The organism is Herbaspirillum sp. Her2 (assembly GCF_057961375.1).
Genome location: NZ_CM176331.1, coordinates 746,740 through 762,243 on the forward strand (window position 1 = coordinate 746,740; position 15,504 = coordinate 762,243).

At 62.1% G+C, this 15,504-nt stretch carries 11 protein-coding genes; 4 read left to right on the forward strand and 7 right to left on the reverse strand.

All coding sequences use genetic code 11. The features are described from left to right. Positions 1 to 268: 268 nt before the first annotated feature. Together ACWHXP_RS03390 and ACWHXP_RS03395 are read right to left on the reverse strand one after the other, a co-directional pair. A complete protein-coding gene (locus ACWHXP_RS03390) occupies positions 269 to 1,570 on the reverse strand; it encodes an NCS2 family permease (protein ID WP_489634503.1) in 1,302 nt (433 codons plus the stop codon). An 870-nt stretch (positions 1,571 to 2,440) separates the two neighbouring features. After that, positions 2,441 to 3,358 (reverse strand): LysR family transcriptional regulator, encoded by a 918-nt coding sequence (locus ACWHXP_RS03395; protein ID WP_489623368.1) that lies wholly within the window; start codon positions 3,356 to 3,358, stop codon positions 2,441 to 2,443. A gap of 161 nt (positions 3,359 to 3,519) precedes the next feature. Here ACWHXP_RS03395 and gcl point away from each other — a divergent pair, with 161 nt between their 5' ends. The 4 genes from gcl to pyk all read left to right on the forward strand — a co-directional run bounded on the left by gcl (position 3,520) and on the right by pyk (position 8,644). After that, on the forward strand, positions 3,520 to 5,295 hold the full coding sequence (gcl, locus tag ACWHXP_RS03400) for a glyoxylate carboligase (RefSeq protein ID WP_489634502.1): 1,776 nt from the start codon (positions 3,520 to 3,522) through the stop codon (positions 5,293 to 5,295). Between the two features lie 17 nt (positions 5,296 to 5,312). Next, on the forward strand, positions 5,313 to 6,101 hold the full coding sequence (gene hyi / locus ACWHXP_RS03405) for a hydroxypyruvate isomerase (RefSeq protein WP_489634501.1): 789 nt from the start codon (positions 5,313 to 5,315) through the stop codon (positions 6,099 to 6,101). Between the two features lie 42 nt (positions 6,102 to 6,143). Next, positions 6,144 to 7,031, forward strand: coding sequence for a 2-hydroxy-3-oxopropionate reductase (locus tag ACWHXP_RS03410; protein WP_343724619.1), 888 nt, complete (start codon positions 6,144 to 6,146; stop codon positions 7,029 to 7,031). 194 nt (positions 7,032 to 7,225) lie between these two features. Beyond that, positions 7,226 to 8,644: a pyruvate kinase gene (pyk, locus tag ACWHXP_RS03415; RefSeq protein ID WP_489634500.1), complete on the forward strand. Its 1,419-nt coding sequence runs from the start codon at positions 7,226 to 7,228 to the stop codon at positions 8,642 to 8,644. Between the two features lie 79 nt (positions 8,645 to 8,723). Here pyk and ACWHXP_RS03420 read toward each other — a convergent pair whose 3' ends face one another. The 5 genes from ACWHXP_RS03420 to ACWHXP_RS03440 all read right to left on the reverse strand — a co-directional run bounded on the left by ACWHXP_RS03420 (position 8,724) and on the right by ACWHXP_RS03440 (position 15,257). Further along, complete coding sequence (locus ACWHXP_RS03420) at positions 8,724 to 9,155, reverse strand: DUF2846 domain-containing protein (protein ID WP_489634499.1); 432 nt, start codon at positions 9,153 to 9,155, stop codon at positions 8,724 to 8,726. 43 nt (positions 9,156 to 9,198) lie between these two features. Beyond that, complete coding sequence (locus ACWHXP_RS03425) at positions 9,199 to 9,714, reverse strand: hypothetical protein (RefSeq protein WP_147432036.1); 516 nt, start codon at positions 9,712 to 9,714, stop codon at positions 9,199 to 9,201. Between the two features lie 195 nt (positions 9,715 to 9,909). Further along, positions 9,910 to 11,457, reverse strand: coding sequence for a methyl-accepting chemotaxis protein (locus ACWHXP_RS03430; protein ID WP_489634498.1), 1,548 nt, complete (start codon positions 11,455 to 11,457; stop codon positions 9,910 to 9,912). 22 nt (positions 11,458 to 11,479) lie between these two features. Then, positions 11,480 to 12,856 (reverse strand): 8-oxoguanine deaminase, encoded by a 1,377-nt coding sequence (locus tag ACWHXP_RS03435; RefSeq protein WP_134222940.1) that lies wholly within the window; start codon positions 12,854 to 12,856, stop codon positions 11,480 to 11,482. Positions 12,857 to 13,493: 637 nt separating this feature from the next. Further along, the gene (locus tag ACWHXP_RS03440; protein ID WP_310839770.1) at positions 13,494 to 15,257 is read right to left on the reverse strand and encodes an allantoate amidohydrolase; all 1,764 of its coding nucleotides are present in this window, start codon (positions 15,255 to 15,257) and stop codon (positions 13,494 to 13,496) included. Between the last annotated feature and the right edge of the window lie 247 nt (positions 15,258 to 15,504).

Here is a 15,504-nt window from a genome sequence, read left to right on the forward strand (position 1 = left end):
GGCGTATCGTGGGGCGTGCTTCTTGTTGTTGGATCTGCTTTCAGGCGGCACCTCCGCTTGGGGCGGTGGCCGGCCTGTGGTGTCTCCCGTGGCCAGATGGCATTCAAGAAACGTGCCGGGGTCGTCAAAAGAGGAAACCGATTGTCCGCGGATGATTGTTGCGAACGATTGTCGGGTTCCCTCTTGTCACGATCCCGAAGAGGCGGCCGGTTTGTCACCGGGCTGCCTCTTCGATTTTTCCTTTTACTTCATGAGGCCGCTTGGCCGCTCATTCACCGCCGAGGTAGATGATCTTGAACAGGAAGATCGCGGCGATGATCCAGATTACCACTGATACATCCTTCATACGACCCGTCAGCAGCTTCAATCCGGCATAGCTGATGAAGCCCAGTGCCAGGCCATTGGCAATGGAGTAGGTGAAGGGCATCACCAATGCGGTGATCACGGCCGGTACGCATTCGGTGGTGTCTTCCCAGTCGATGTGCACCAGTTCGCGCAGCATCAGGCAGGCCACGAAGAACAGTGCCGGTGCCGTGGCGTAGGCGGGGACCACGCCGGCCAGCGGGGCGATGAACAGGCACAGCAGGAACAGCACGGCAATGGCCACCGCAGTCAGGCCGGTGCGGCCACCGGCCTGCACGCCGGCAGCGCTTTCGATATAGGCGGTGGTGGAGGAGGTGCCCAGCAGGGAGCCGGCGACAATGGCGGTGCTGTCGGCCATGAGGGCCTTGTTCAGGCGTTCCATCTTGCCGTCCTTCATCAGGCCGGCACGGGTGGCCACGCCCATCAGGGTGCCGGTAGCGTCAAACAGCTCGACCAGGAAGAACACCAGCACCACATTCAACAGGCCCATGGAAATGGCCCCCTTGATGTCCAGCTGCAGGAAGGTCGGGGCGATCGAGGGCGGGGCGGCGAAGATGCCGGAGAAATGGTTGCCGCCAAAGACGAAGGACAGCACCGTCACCAGCAGGATGCCGATCAGCAGCGCGCCACGCACCTTCAATCGGTCCAGCGCCACGATGACCAGGAAGCCGATGATGGCCATCACCGGGGCCGGCTGGTGCAGGTCGCCGAGGGTGACGAAGGTGGCCGGGTTGGCAGCGACGATGCCGGCGCTCTTCAGGGAAATGATCGCCAGGAACAGTCCGATGCCGGCCGGGATGGCCGTGCGCAAGGACTGCGGGAAGCTCTTGATGATCAGCTCACGTACCCGCAGCACGCTCACCAGCAAGAACAGGCAGCCCGAAATCAGCACCGCGCCCAGCGCAGCCTGCCACGGGAAACCCATGCCCTTGACCACGGCATAGGCAAAGTAGGCATTCAAGCCCATGCCAGGGGCCAGGCCAATCGGATAGTTGGCATACAGGCCCATGATCAGCGTGCCCACCGCCGCCGCCACACAGGTGGCCACAAAGACCGAGTCCTTGGGCATGCCGGCATCGCCCAAAATGCTGGGGTTGACGAAGATGATGTAAGCCATCGTCAAAAAGGTGGTCAGGCCGGCCAGCAACTCCGTGCGGACGGTGGTGCCGTTCTCTTCCAGGCGGAAGAACTTGTTCAGGGCGTTCATTGTGGGTTGTCTCCGTTTGGTCCGTTTTTATGCGCCGGAAAACTTGCCTGGCATGGGCGCTGTGCATGCGCTTGAGCATGCGTCAGGGCCGGGGGCAGGCAAAAAATGGGCGGTGCTGGTGGGGGTGCTTTTCGCATTGTTTTGGCAGCGTTGCTAATGTCGTTGAATTTCATCTGAGGGATGTAAGGGATGGCACATAGCCATTATTAACCTGGAGTTATAAGTGGGATTTTCGGCGGAAATCAGCGCTGGCGCTGGAGATTGTTGCTGCGCATTGGTGACACGGAGGTATGGAATCTTGTGTTTCGCAGGCGAGATTTTGCCAGTTTTATCTTGCGGGGGCTTTTTGGGGTGGGGTTTGTTGTTTTGGGGAAATTATTTGCTTGCTTGTTTGTTTGATTGCTTGCTTGGGTAGTCTGCACGGAATGCTTTCCTGCGCTCTAGCTTAATTATTTCCTCTCTCCGGGCGGAACGGAGCGCCGGGGGCGGCCCGGCAGCCGCTCACTTTTCTTGTCTCGCCAAGAAAAGTAAGCAAAAGAAGGCGACCCCAAAGAGCCAGCCCTCCTGCGGAGGGTCCCGCCGCAGCGAAGCGAAAAGTGGGAAGGATAGAGTCGCTTCGCTCCCACTATCCTTCTGATCCACTTTTCGCTCCGCTGCGGCGGCTGGCTCTATGGGGACACCCCCCCACGGGCTCGCCTTCGGCCTCGCCTTTTCTCGCTCGCCTGCGGCCTCGCCCTTTCTCGCTCGCCTGCGGCCTCGGCCGTACTCGCCTGCGGCTTCGTCGGCTTTGGTTTTGCCCTTGTTTTATCGACGCCCGTTCGTCCTGAGTAGGCCCGTCAGGGCCGTATCGAAGGCGCACCGTCCCCTGTTTCACACCTTCCGCGCCCGATTCCAGTAATCCTGTTGCCCGTAAACGTCCTTCAAGTAATCAATGAAAAACCGCGTCTTCGCCGGCAAATGCCGCTGCTGCGGATACACCGCCATGATGTCGTAATGCGGCAAAGCATACTCATCCAACACCGTCACCAACTCCCCCGACGCCAACTGCGCCTGGATCTCCCACGTCGACCGCCACGCCAACCCCAACCCTTCACTGGCCCAGCGATGCAACAACTCCCCATCGTTGCAATCCAGATTGCCCTGCACCTTGGCAATCACCGGCTTGCCGTTCTGCTGGAAATACCATCCGCGCTGCTGCCCACCCTGCAAATTGAACGCCAGGCAGTTGTGCTGCGCCAGATCATCCAGCGTGCGCGGAACACCATGACGATGCAAATACTCCGGCGCCGCACACACCACCCGCCGGTTGCTCGCCAACCGCACCGCCACAAAGCTCGGCTCAATCGCCCCCCCAATGCGGATGCCCAGGTCATACCCCTCGCGCACCAGATCGACCACGCGATCCGTCAGATTGAATGAAATCTGTACCTCCGGATGCGCCGCCAAAAACGCCGGCGCATGCGGCGCCACATGCAGCCGCCCATACGCCGCCGGGGTCGAGACCACCAGGTGGCCCGTGGCCTTGTGGCGCCCCTCGGCAATGCTCTTCTCGGCCGTGTCCATCTGCTCCAGCAACTTGCGGCAATGATCCAGGAACACGCTGCCCTGCTCCGTCAACGTCAAATGCCGCGTCGTGCGATGCATGAGCTTGGTGCCCAAACGCTTCTCCAACGCATCAATGCGCCGCCCCATCATCACCGGCGTCACCTTGTCTTCCAGTGCCGCCGCCGCCAGGCTGCCCTTGTCCACCACCAGCACGAATGCTTCGATCTGCTTGAGTTTGTCCATCAATCCCTCCCGGCCTGAGTGTAATTCAATACTTTTTGGATGTTTCCATACTTTTGCTCAGTAATCAGTGGACTGTGATGATACTTATCATCCGGATTTGTAATGACTAGCATGGCCTCCAGCGATCACACATCCACCAACGGACATCCTGGAGAACGAGCATGGCAAAGATGAGAGCAGTCGACGCGGCAGTGCACGTATTGGTCAAGGAAGGCTGCCTGCAAGCCTTCGGCGTGCCCGGCGCCGCCATCAATCCCTTCTACTCGGCATTGAAGAAACACGGCGGCATCAGCCACATCCTCGCCCGCCATGTGGAGGGCGCCTCCCACATGGCCGAAGGCTATACCCGCGCCAAGGCCGGCAACATCGGGCTGTGCATCGGTACCTCGGGGCCGGCCGGGACCGACATGATCACCGGGCTCTATTCCGCCCAGGCCGATTCCATCCCCATCCTCTGCGTCACCGGCCAGGCCCCCCGCGCCCGGCTCTACAAGGAAGACTTCCAGGCCGTCGACATCGAATCCATCGCCAAGCCCGTCACCAAATGGGCCGTGACCGTGCGCGAACCAGCCCTGGTGCCGCGCGTGTTCCAGCAAGCCTTCCACCTCATGCGCTCCGGCCGCCCCGGCCCGGTCCTGATCGACCTGCCCTTCGATGTGCAGATGGCCGAGATCGATTTCGATCCCGATACCTACGCGCCGCTCCCGGTCTATCGTCCCGCCGCCACCCGCGCCCAGATCGAGAAGGCCTTCGACATGCTTAACGCGGCCCAGCGTCCGCTGCTGACCATCGGCGGCGGCGTGGTCAACGCCGATGCGGCCGCACTGGCGGTGGAGTTCGCCGAGCTCACCGGCATCCCCGTGATTCCGACCCTCATGGCCTGGGGCGCCATTGCCGACGACCACCCGCAGATGGCCGGCATGGTCGGCCTGCAAACCAGCCACCGCTACGGTAACGCGACCCTGCTGGCCTCGGACTTCGTGCTCGGCATCGGCAACCGCTGGGCCAATCGCCATACCGGTTCCATCGATGTCTTCACCAAGGGCCGTACCTTCGTCCACGTCGATATCGAACCGACCCAGATCGGCCGCGTCTTCGGTCCGGATTACGGCATCGTCAGCGATGCCGGTGCCGCGCTGAAACTCTTCGTCGAAGTGGCCAAGGAGTGGAAGACCGCCGGCCGCCTGCCCGACCGTTCTGCCTGGCTGGCCGAATGCCAGCAGCGCAAGAAGTCGCTGCAGCGGCGCACCCACTTCAATGACACGCCCGTCAAGCCGCAACGCGTGTATGAGGAAATGAACCGCGCCTTCGGCCGTGAGACCTGCTATGTGGCGACCATCGGTCTGTCGCAGATCGCGGCCGCGCAATTCCTGCACGTCTATCGCGATCGCCATTGGATCAACTGCGGCCAGGCCGGGCCGCTGGGCTGGACCATTCCTGCCGCACTGGGTGTGGTGGCGGCCGATCCGCAGAAGAAGGTGGTGGCCATCTCGGGCGACTATGACTTCCAGTTCATGATCGAGGAACTGGCCGTGGGCGCGCAGTTCAAGCTGCCTTACCTGCACGTGCTGGTCAACAACTCCTACCTCGGCCTGATCCGCCAGGCGCAGCGCGGTTTCGACATGGATTACTGCGTGCAGCTGGCCTTCGAGAACATCAACGCCCCCGAACTGAACGGCTATGGCGTGGACCACGTGGCCGTGGTCGAGGGCCTGGGCTGCAAGGCCATCCGCGTCACCGATCCCAATGCCATCCAGGATGCCTTCGTCCAGGCCCAGCGCTGGATGGCCGAATACCGCGTGCCGGTGGTGGTGGAAATCATCCTCGAACGCGTCACCAATATCGCCATGGGCACCGAGATCGATGCCATCAATGAATTCGAACCCCTGGCCGAGCGCGCCGATGATGCGCCCACTGCCATCAGCCTGCTCGACTGAAAACCAAGGAGACTCGCATGACCCAACTCGCCGCCAATCTCACCATGCTGTTTACTGAACAGCCTTTCCTGGAACGCTTCCAGGCCGCATCGCAGGCCGGCTTTCGTTCAGTGGAATTCCTCTTCCCCTACGCCTTCGCGCCGGAACAGATCGCCGATCAATTACGCACGCATCGCCTGCAACTCGTGCTGCACAACCTCCCGGCCGGCAACTGGGACGCCGGTGAACGCGGCATCGCCTGCCATCCCGATCGCGTGGCGGAGTTTCGTGCCGGGGTCGATGAGGCGATCCGCTATGCCCGCGCGCTGGAGGTGCCGCAACTCAACTGCCTGGTCGGCATCCTGCCGCCGGGCGTCTCGCGCGAAGCGGCGCGCGAGGTGCTGGTCGGCAATTTGAAATACGCGGCCACGCGCCTGAAGGAGCAGGGCATCCGTCTGCTGATCGAGCCGATCAATCACTTCGACATTCCCGGCTTCTTCCTCAACACCACGCGCCAGGCGGTGGAGCTGATCCTGGCCACGGGCTCGGACAATCTCTTCGTGCAATACGACATCTATCACATGCAGCGCATGGAGGGCGAACTGGCCAACACGCTCAAGGCCAACCTATCCCTGATCGGCCACGTGCAGCTGGCCGACAACCCCGGACGCGGTGAACCCGGCAGCGGCGAGATCAATTACCGCTACCTGTTCAACTGGCTGGAGGCCATCGGCTATCGCGGCTGGATCGGCTGCGAATACAAACCGCAGGCCGGGACCGTTGCAGGACTGGGCTGGATCGCGCAACACGGATTGCAGACAGCCTGAACACATGACAGCAGGATTTCATCTTTCTTGAGGAGACACAGCATGGCAAAAGTTGGATTCATCGGCCTGGGCATCATGGGCGCACCCATGGCGGAAAACCTGCAGAAGGGCGGCCACAAGCTCTACCTGCACGACCAGAAAAATCCCCCGGCGCCCTTGCTGGAGGGCGGGGCCACCGTCTGCACGTCGGGTGCGGAAGTGGCGCGGCGCGCTGACATCGTCATCGTCATGGTGCCGGATACGCCCCACGTGCAGGCCGTTCTCTTCGGCGAGAAGGGCGTGGCCGAAGGCCTGTCGCCGGGCAAGATCGTGGTGGACATGAGCTCCATCTCGCCCATCGCCACCAAGGAGTTCGCGCAGAAGATCAATGCGCTCGGTTGCCAATATCTGGACGCGCCGGTCTCGGGCGGTGAAGTGGGCGCCAAGGCGGCCTCGCTCACCATCATGGTCGGCGGTTCGGAATCGGCCTTCAACGATGTCAAGCCGCTGTTCGAACTGATGGGCAAGAACATCACCCTGGTCGGCGGCAACGGCGATGGCCAGACCACCAAGGTCGCCAACCAGATCATCGTGGCCCTGAACATCCAGGCCGTGGCCGAGGCCTTGCTCTTCGCCTCCAAGGCCGGGGCCGATCCGGCACGGGTGCGGCAGGCGCTCATGGGTGGATTTGCCTCCTCGCGCATCCTTGAAGTGCACGGCGAGCGCATGGTCAAACGGACTTTCGCGCCGGGCTTCCGCATCGAGCTGCACCAGAAGGATTTGAACCTGGCCCTGCAAGGCGCCAAGGCACTGGGCATCAGCTTGCCCAATACTGCCGCGGCCCAGGAGCTGATGAACGCCTGCGCCGCCAATGGACTGGCGGGGATGGATCACTCGGCGCTGTGCCGGGCGGTGGAGATCCTGTCCAATCACGAGATCGCCAAGGCCTGAGCGAATGATGATGTCAATGTGAAGTGAGACTGCGCGTATTTCGCCTCGGCTTCACTTCACATCCCGTTCGGACTGAGTAGCCGCGCATGCGGCGTATCGAAGGCGCACAGACGACTGCGCGCCTTCGATACGATCCTGCGGATCTACTCAGTCCGAACGGTTTTTTTGTATCCAACCAGAACAAGAGGTTTTCCATGCGCCGACTACGCCAGGCCAAAATCGTCGCCACCCTCGGTCCCTCCAGCGCCACGCCGGAGATGATCCGCGCGCTCTTCGACGCCGGTGCTGACGTATTTCGTTTCAACTTCAGTCACGGCAGCCACGCCGATCATCACGCGCGTTACCAGATCGTGCGCCAGGTGGAGCGCGAAGTCGGCCGCCCCATCGGCGTGCTGGCCGACCTGCAGGGCCCCAAGCTGCGCATAGGCCAGTTTGCCGGGGGCAGGACAGTGCTGCAAACCGGGCAGGTGTTCACCCTCGACCGTGATGCCTCTCCTGGCGACCAGCGCCGCGTCTGCCTGCCCCATCCTGAATTGTTCGAGGCCATTCAAGCCGGACAAAGCCTGCTCATCGATGACGGCAAGCTGCGCCTGCAGGTAGAAGCCAGCGATGGCCATGCCATTCGCACGCGCGTGGTCAATGGCGGCGTGGTCTCCGATCGCAAGGGCGTCAATGTGCCCGATGCGGTCTTGCCGATTCCGGCGCTCACCGCCAAGGACCGCCGTGATCTGGACTTCGCGCTGGAGATGGGCGCGGACTGGATCGCGCTGTCCTTCGTGCAGCGCCCCGAGGATGTGCTGGAGGCGCGGGCGCTGGTGGCGGGCCGCGCGGCCATCCTCTCCAAGCTGGAGAAACCGGCCGCGCTGGAGCGGCTCGATGAGATCGTGGCAGTGTCGGACGCCATCATGGTGGCGCGCGGCGACCTCGGTGTGGAGCTGCCGCCGGAGTGCGTGCCGGGCACGCAAAAGCGCATCCTGCGCGCCTGCCGCCAGCAGGGCAAGCCCATCGTGATCGCCACGCAAATGCTGGAATCGATGATTGTCGCACCGGTACCCACGCGGGCCGAAGTCTCGGATGTGGCCAGTGCCATCTATGATGGATCGGATGCGGTGATGCTGTCGGCCGAGTCGGCCAATGGCAGCTATCCCTTGCAGGCGGTCACGATGATGGACCGGGTGATTGCGGAGGTGGAGAAGGATCCGCTGTATCGCACCCTGATGCAGGCGCAATACGCGACCCCCGAACGCAACCGGCCCGACGCCATCTGCGCGGCGCTGCGTGACGTCACCGGCATCCTTGGGGCGAGCGCCACCGTGACCTATACCAGCTCGGGGCATACCAGCCTGCGCGCGGCGCGCGAACGTCCTGCTGCGCCCATTTTGAGCATCACGCCGCAACTGGCCACGGCGCGGCGGCTGGCGCTGGTGTGGGGCGTGCATTCCACCATCAGCGAAGCCGTGCATGACGAACGCCAGATGGTCAGCGCGGCCTGCCAGGCGGCGGTGCGCGAAGGGTTTGCGCGCAAGGGAGACCAGATCGCGATCACCGCAGGCATGCCCTTCGGGCAGCCGGGCAGTACGAATCTGTTGCGGGTGGCGGAGGTGTGGGGGTAGGGGGCGACACAATGAAAACGGCCCCTTGCGACGTTCTGGAGGAAGAGCGTCACAAGGGGCCGTGCTTCATCGAGCCGGCTTACTTTGATTCAGCCAGCTTGCTTTCCTTGACGCCGGCCTGTCCTTCTTCTTCATCGACCAGGTGCAACTTGTTGCGCGCCATCAGGATACCCATCTTCACTTCCTGCCAGATATAGGTCAGTACGCCCGGCTTGGCATCGATCTCCAGCGTTTCGGTATTTTCGGCGGTGGAGGTGATGACGTGCTTGCCAGGCGTCAGCTCCTTGTAGAGATAAGTGTGTGCAGCCGTGCGGCCCAGTGGCGCGCCATCTACCGCGACATCCATGCGCACGGCCGCGCCCATGGTTTCATTGCGATAGATGTAGACGGCACTCTTGTCCTTGTCGATCTTGAATTCCTTGAGTTGTGCATCCTTGGCCGGATCGGCCATGGGCACGGCGCAACCGGACAGCGCTGAGACCAGCGCGAGACTGAACAGCATGACTTTCATTGGTTTTCCCCTTGGGTTGTGATGGCGATGTTTTTCTTGCTTCTTATTTCTGGATGGCGCCCGCTTTGGCGGAGCCATTCGTCTCGATCTTCTTGTCGATCACGGTATGCGTTTGTTCTTCCTCGATCCATACCGCGGAATAATCTTCGCCCAGTTCCCCCTTGACCACGTAGACCTTGCCGGCTTCCGGCGTGAACTGGACCTTGCCCTCAACGCGATAGACAGGATTGGTCAAGGCCAGGATGGGCGCGGCATATTGCGTCTCGCCGCGAATGCCCAAGGTGGTGGGTTGGATCGGGAAATCGTGGCTGATCAGGTAGACACGCATGAACAAAAACTTGCCCTGGTTCTCCGCACGCGTACGCATGGGGGAAGTGAGGACTGACTCGCCATCAACGGTATCGATGTAGAAGATATCGGCTTTTTGGGACGAGTGGCGCTTGGTCGAGTCCTTGATGGTTGCCTTCGGCCCCTGATAGTTTTCCGGCAGCGTCTGCTTGAGACTTGCGCAGCCTGTCAATGCGATGGCCGTGGCCAAAGCCAATCCAGTCAATCTCATTTTTCCCCTGACATCTGTGTTGTTGAATGTCGTATTTTTCTACTTCTTCATTTTTCGCCACTGCCCTGCGCTCTCGACGCAGCTCAGCAATGACGGGAGGAATAATAATCCATCTTGCAAGACTTGTCAGGGCACCGCTTGCACCTGCGCCGGTTGCAGAGGATCGTGGCGAACCGGCGTTGCGCTCCCCGAGCCTCACGCATCAAGCCTGAACACTTCCACCGCCTCCTGCAACTGTCCGGCCTGATGGCGCATGGCCTGGGCAGCTGCGGCTGCTTCTTCCACCAGCGCCGCATTCTGCTGGGTCGATTCGTCCATGAGGGTGATGGCGCGGTGGATCTCTTCGATGCCGCTGCTCTGTTCCCGGCTGGCCGCGCTGATTTCAGTAATGATGGCGTTGACCCGCTGCACGCTCTGCACCACCTCATGCATGGTGCTGCCGGCCTGCTGTACCAGCGTGGCGCCGCTGTCGATGCGGCCCACCGAATCGTTGATCAGCTCCTTGATTTCACGGGCGGCGGTGGCGCTGCGTTGTGCCAGTGACCGCACTTCGGAGGCCACCACTGCGAAGCCGCGTCCCTGTTCGCCCGCGCGCGCCGCCTCCACGGCCGCATTCAGGGCCAGGATGTTGGTCTGGAAGGCAATCCCATCAATGACGCTGATGATGTCCACGATCTGGCGCGAGGAGGCATTGATGTCGGCCATCGTCCTGACCACCTGCTCCACCACCTCACCGCCCTGCACCGCAATGTGCGAAGCATTCCCGGCCAGCTCGGTGGCCTGGCGGGCATTGTCGGCGTTCTGCCTGACGGTGGAGGTCAGTTCTTCCATGGCGGCAGCGGTCTCTTCGATGGAGCCTGCCTGCTGCTCGGTACGCGCCGACAGGTCCAGGTTGCCGCTGGCGATTTCTTCAGCAGCATGATGGATGGTGTCGGTGCCAAGGCGCACGCGGCTGACGATGTTGCGCAGGTTGTCGTTCATCAGCTTCAAGGCCATCATCAGTTCGCCTGTCTCGTCCCGTGAGCTCACCTCGACCCGCGCCGACAAGTCGCCTTGCGCCACCCGCCGCGCCACGTCCACCGCATTGACCAGCGGCCGCGCAATGCTGCGCGAGACCAGCCATGCCACGCCCGCCGCCAGCAGCAGGGCAGCCAGCGCCAGGCCGTTGATGATGTTGCGAGCGCTGGCGGAGTCCTGGGTGGCGGCCTCGCCGGCTGCATCCATCAGGCCGCCCTGGTAGTCGAACATGACATCGAGCGCGATGAAGTACTTGATCTGTACCGGCATGAATTGCTGCGGCAGGTATTGTTTGGCCTCGTCCACCTGGCCCGCCAGTGCCAGGGCCAGGAGCTTGTCGCGCGCCGGTACGTAGGCCTGGCGCGCGGTCATGGCAGCCTCGACGTAGCGCTTGTCTTCTTCGGACCGCGCTACCTCCTTGAGCCTGGCCAGCGACTCGTTCATCTTGCGGTCCGCTGCGGTGGCGTCGGCGACCAGGGCCTTGATGCGTTGCGGATCATCAGTGAGCAGGATGTCGCGGATGTCGAGCGCGATCTTGTTGACCTGGATCTGTACCGTGTTGGCCATCACCGTCTTGGGGTAGCGGTCCTTGACGATCAGGCCGATCCCGTCGGCCAGTCGCCCCAGTTGAAGATTGCCCAGTACCGCAATGGCCAGCAACAGCACCATGACGGCACCGAAAGCCAGCGCCAGTCGCGCCCCTATTTTCATGTCTGCAATACGCATGCTGCTTTTCCCTTTGCCCATGTCAGCGCGCCGCTTCGGCCAGCTGGTACGCGAGATGATTGTGCCGCTCCAGCACCGCCCCCAGGTCAATGGTGGTGAGCTGTCCCTCGCGCACGATCACGCGGCCGTTGATGATGCTGGTGTTCACGTTGGCCGGGGTGCAGAAAACGAGTGCGGCCACCGGATCATGCAGTGCGCCGGCAAAGGCGATCTGGCGCGTGTCGAACATCACGACGTCGGCGGACATGCCGGGCTTGAGCGCGCCGATGTCGTCGCGATTCAATACCTTGGCACCGCCCAGGGTGGCCACTTCCAGCGCCTGCCGCGCGGTCATGGCGTCGGGGCCGAAGCCGACCCGTTGCAGCAGCATGGCCTGGCGGACTTCGCCCAGCATGTGGGCACTGTCATTGGACGCACTGCCGTCCACGCCCAGGCCGACCGGTACGCCCGCATCCAGCATCTTGCGGATGGGCGCAATGCCGGAGGCCAGCCGCATGTTGGAACAGGGACAGTGCGCCACGCCCGTGCCGGTGCGGGCAAACAGGTCGATGCCATGCTCGTCGAGCTGCACGCAGTGGGCGTGCCAGACGTCGTGGCCGACCCAGCCGCAATCTTCGGCATATTCCGCCGGCGTCATGTTGAATTTCTCGCGGCTGTAGGCAATGTCGTTGACGTTCTCGGCCAGGTGCGTGTGCAGCGATACGCCATAGTGACGCGCCAGGTCGGCGGCCTCGCGCATCAGGTCGCGTGAGACCGAGAAGGGGGAGCAAGGGGCGACGACGATGCGCTGCATGGCGTGGCGCTGGCTGTCGTGGTAAGTCTCGATGAGGCGTTGTGTGTCCTTGAGGATCGCAGGCTCTTCTTCCACCACACGGTCCGGCGGCAATCCTCCCTTGGACTGGCCTACGCTCATGGCACCTCGCGCTCCGTGGAATCGCATGCCGATCTGGGCCGCAGCCTCCAGGCTGTCGTCCAGGCGGGTCTGGTTGGGGTAGATGTAGAGGTGGTCGCTGCTGGTGGTACAGCCCGACAGGATCAACTCGGCCATGGCCGTCAGCGTCGATACCCGGATCATCTCCGGCGTCAGGCCCGCCCAGATCGGATACAGATTGGTCAGCCAGTTGAACAGCTCGCCATTCTGCGCGCTAGGGATCGCACGCGTCAGGCTCTGGTACATGTGGTGGTGCGTGTTGATCAGGCCCGGGATGACCACGTGATGGCTGGCATCAATGACCTCGTCCGCCTCTTGCGGCAGATCTTCCGTCTTGCCGACCTGCTCGATGACCTTGCCCCTGATGTAAAGCGCACCATCGGCGATCTCTTCACGGCCCTCGTTCATCGTGACCAGGACGCGCGCGTTCCTGATCAACAGCGTCTTGCCTGTTGCTTGCTCTTGCATGATGTTGGACTCCTTCTTGGCTTCCTTGTTGATGTGTTTGACTTGCGGGTCGGCGCAGGTGACAGGGGGGGAGTCCCTTTCTTGCCCTATTAACGACTGCGACGGGTGGGGTTGTTGGGAGGGTTTAGGTCCGTTTAATGCTGGTTTTGTTTTGCGTTAAGGTTTGCTTAATGCTGGTGTTTTCGTGTTGTTGAGCTTTGGGTAGTCTGCACGGAATTTCTTCCTGCGCTCTAGCTTAATTACTTTCTCTCTCCGGGCGGAACGGAGCGCCGGGAGCGGCCCGGCAGCCGCTTACTTTTCTTGTCTCGCCAAGAAAAGTAAGCAAAAGAAGGCGACCCCAAAGAGCCAGCCCTCCTGCGGAGGGTCCCCGCCGCAGCGAAGCGAAAAGTGGGAAGGATAGAGTCGCTTCGCTCCCACTATCCTTCTGATCCACTTTTCGCTCCGCTGCGGCGGCTGGCCCTATGGGGCCAACACCAACTCGGGCTCGCCTGCGGCATCGCCCTTGTCTTGCTCGCCTGCGGCTTCGGTCGTACTCGCCTGCGGCTTCGTCCGGACCTGTGCTGCAAATTCCCGTTCGGACTGAGTAGCGGCACAGCCGCGTATCGAAGACGCGCAGAACGCTAAATCATATAAATCATTAACGCTTCGCCTCAAAACTGCGCAGGAAATCCAGCAAAATCTGCCCCGATACCTCCGCATCATCCGCCGTCATCGTCTCCAGCGGATTGTGGCTGATGCCTCCATTGCCACATCGCGTAAACAACATGCAGACATCCGTCAGCTTGGCTATCGCCATCGCATCATGCCCAGCCCCCGACGCCAGCTCAAACGGCGTCACGCCGGCACGCTCCGTCGCGGCACGCAACTGATCCATCAGCCACGGCGCACACGGCGCAGCCGCTGCGCTCAAGGTCTCCTCCAGCTTGAAATCAATGCTGCGCCGGCCACAGATCTCCTCGATCTTGCCCAGGATGTCCTTCACCGCCGCCATACGCACCTCATCCACCGCCGCACGTATGTCCAGCGACAACTGGCACGCACCCGGAATCACATTCGTCGATCCGCGCGGTACCTGCAATTGCCCCACCGTGCCCACCAGCGCCGCATGCTGATCCTGCGAACAACGCTGCTCCACATAAAGGATGATCTCGGCCGCCGCTGCCGCCGCATCCTTGCGCATGTCCATCGGCGTGGTACCCGCGTGGCTGGCCACTCCCTTCAACTCCACCAGATAGCGCGAACTGCCCGCAATCGAAGTGACAATGCCCACCGGCAAATCACGATTGAGCAATACCGGTCCCTGCTCGATGTGTACCTCCACATAGCCCAGGATGTCGGCCGGATCACGCGCAATCTGCGGGATGGCCGCCACATCATGGCCCGCCTGGGTGATCACCTCGCGCATGCTGATGCCATCCTTGTCCTGCAGGTCCAGCAGTTTCATGTCGAAATGGCCGGTCACCGCATTGCTGCCCAGGAAGGTGCTCTTGAAACGCACGCCTTCTTCTTCCGAAAATCCAATCACCTCGAAATGGAAAGGCAAGGTCTCGCCACGTTCATGCAAATGCTTCACCACCGCAATGGGCAGCAAGATTCCCTCGCGCCCATCGTACTTGCCGCCATTGCGCACCGTGTCGTAGTGCGAACCGGTGAGCAAGGTCCTGGCCTGCGGATCCGTGGAAAGATAACGCCCCACCACGTTGCCCACAGCATCGATATGCACATGCATGCCCGCCTCGCGCATCCACTGCGCAATCTGCTGGGCAGTACGCTGGTGCGTCTCGGTGAGATAAGTACAGGTGAGCGCGCCTTCGTCTTCCGACAGGGCGCCGATTTCTTCAGCCCACTGCATCACCGTGGCCCCCATCGCCGGGCGATAGCCCAGCAGGTCGTTGATGCGCATCTCGGCAATGCGGCCGATCTGGCGCAGGGCTTCACGCACTTCGTCTTCCGGCTGGTTGCGCAGGCGGCGCGCAAACGTGGCGATGATCTGCTGGCGCGTCAGGCCCGCACCAGTAGGACCCTTCACCGCCAGGATGAAGGGAAAACCGAACTTCGCGTTGTAGTCGGCATTGAGCTGTTGCAGCCGGGCAAATTCTTCCGGGCTGCACAGGTTCAATCCAGCCTTGGCCTGCTCACCCGTGGACTCGGCCGTCAGCTCGCCGGCAATCGCGGCGCGGCCAGCCAGTTCGGGGTGGGCGCGGATCAGGCCCAGTTGCTCGGCGCGGCTGGCGTCGGTCACGACCTTGTGCAAGGCCAGCTTGAAGGCGGTGAGATTGCGGAAGGGACGCTGCAGCGCCGCCCGCTCGGGAATCCAGGGAGAGTGCTCGTAAATGCCGTGCAGGGCGGCGATGAAGGCCGAAGTCTCGGCTGCGTTCAGGTGTTCCAGTGTCGTCGTCATGTGCTGGCCGGTCGGCTCGCCGCCGGCTCCCTCGCTGTGTTCATGGGTGATGCCGCAAAGCCGACGCCGACATCCCTCATGAAAATCAGGATTGTCGGCACCGATTGTTGTCTGCGGCTGTCGTCTCACGGTCTGCGCCAAAGCCCGCCCGGTGCGGTCTGCAGCGCAGATGAGACTTTAAAACATCTTGGCCCGGATGGCATCAACGGTTTCATCTGGGCCGTATGCGCAGCGGCATATCTCGCCG

Coding starts and splice junctions, on each gene's coding strand:
- ACWHXP_RS03440 (WP_310839770.1), bottom strand. CDS start 15,257: ATGACGACGACACTGGAACACCTGAACGCAGCCGAGACTTCGGCCTTC.
- ACWHXP_RS03410 (WP_343724619.1), top strand. CDS start 6,144: ATGGCAAAAGTTGGATTCATCGGCCTGGGCATCATGGGCGCACCCATG.
- ACWHXP_RS03420 (WP_489634499.1), bottom strand. CDS start 9,155: ATGAAAGTCATGCTGTTCAGTCTCGCGCTGGTCTCAGCGCTGTCCGGT.
- pyk (WP_489634500.1), top strand. CDS start 7,226: ATGCGCCGACTACGCCAGGCCAAAATCGTCGCCACCCTCGGTCCCTCC.
- gcl (WP_489634502.1), top strand. CDS start 3,520: ATGGCAAAGATGAGAGCAGTCGACGCGGCAGTGCACGTATTGGTCAAG.
- hyi (WP_489634501.1), top strand. CDS start 5,313: ATGACCCAACTCGCCGCCAATCTCACCATGCTGTTTACTGAACAGCCT.
- ACWHXP_RS03390 (WP_489634503.1), bottom strand. CDS start 1,570: ATGAACGCCCTGAACAAGTTCTTCCGCCTGGAAGAGAACGGCACCACC.
- ACWHXP_RS03395 (WP_489623368.1), bottom strand. CDS start 3,358: ATGGACAAACTCAAGCAGATCGAAGCATTCGTGCTGGTGGTGGACAAG.
- ACWHXP_RS03425 (WP_147432036.1), bottom strand. CDS start 9,714: ATGAGATTGACTGGATTGGCTTTGGCCACGGCCATCGCATTGACAGGC.
- ACWHXP_RS03430 (WP_489634498.1), bottom strand. CDS start 11,457: ATGCGTATTGCAGACATGAAAATAGGGGCGCGACTGGCGCTGGCTTTC.
- ACWHXP_RS03435 (WP_134222940.1), bottom strand. CDS start 12,856: ATGCAAGAGCAAGCAACAGGCAAGACGCTGTTGATCAGGAACGCGCGC.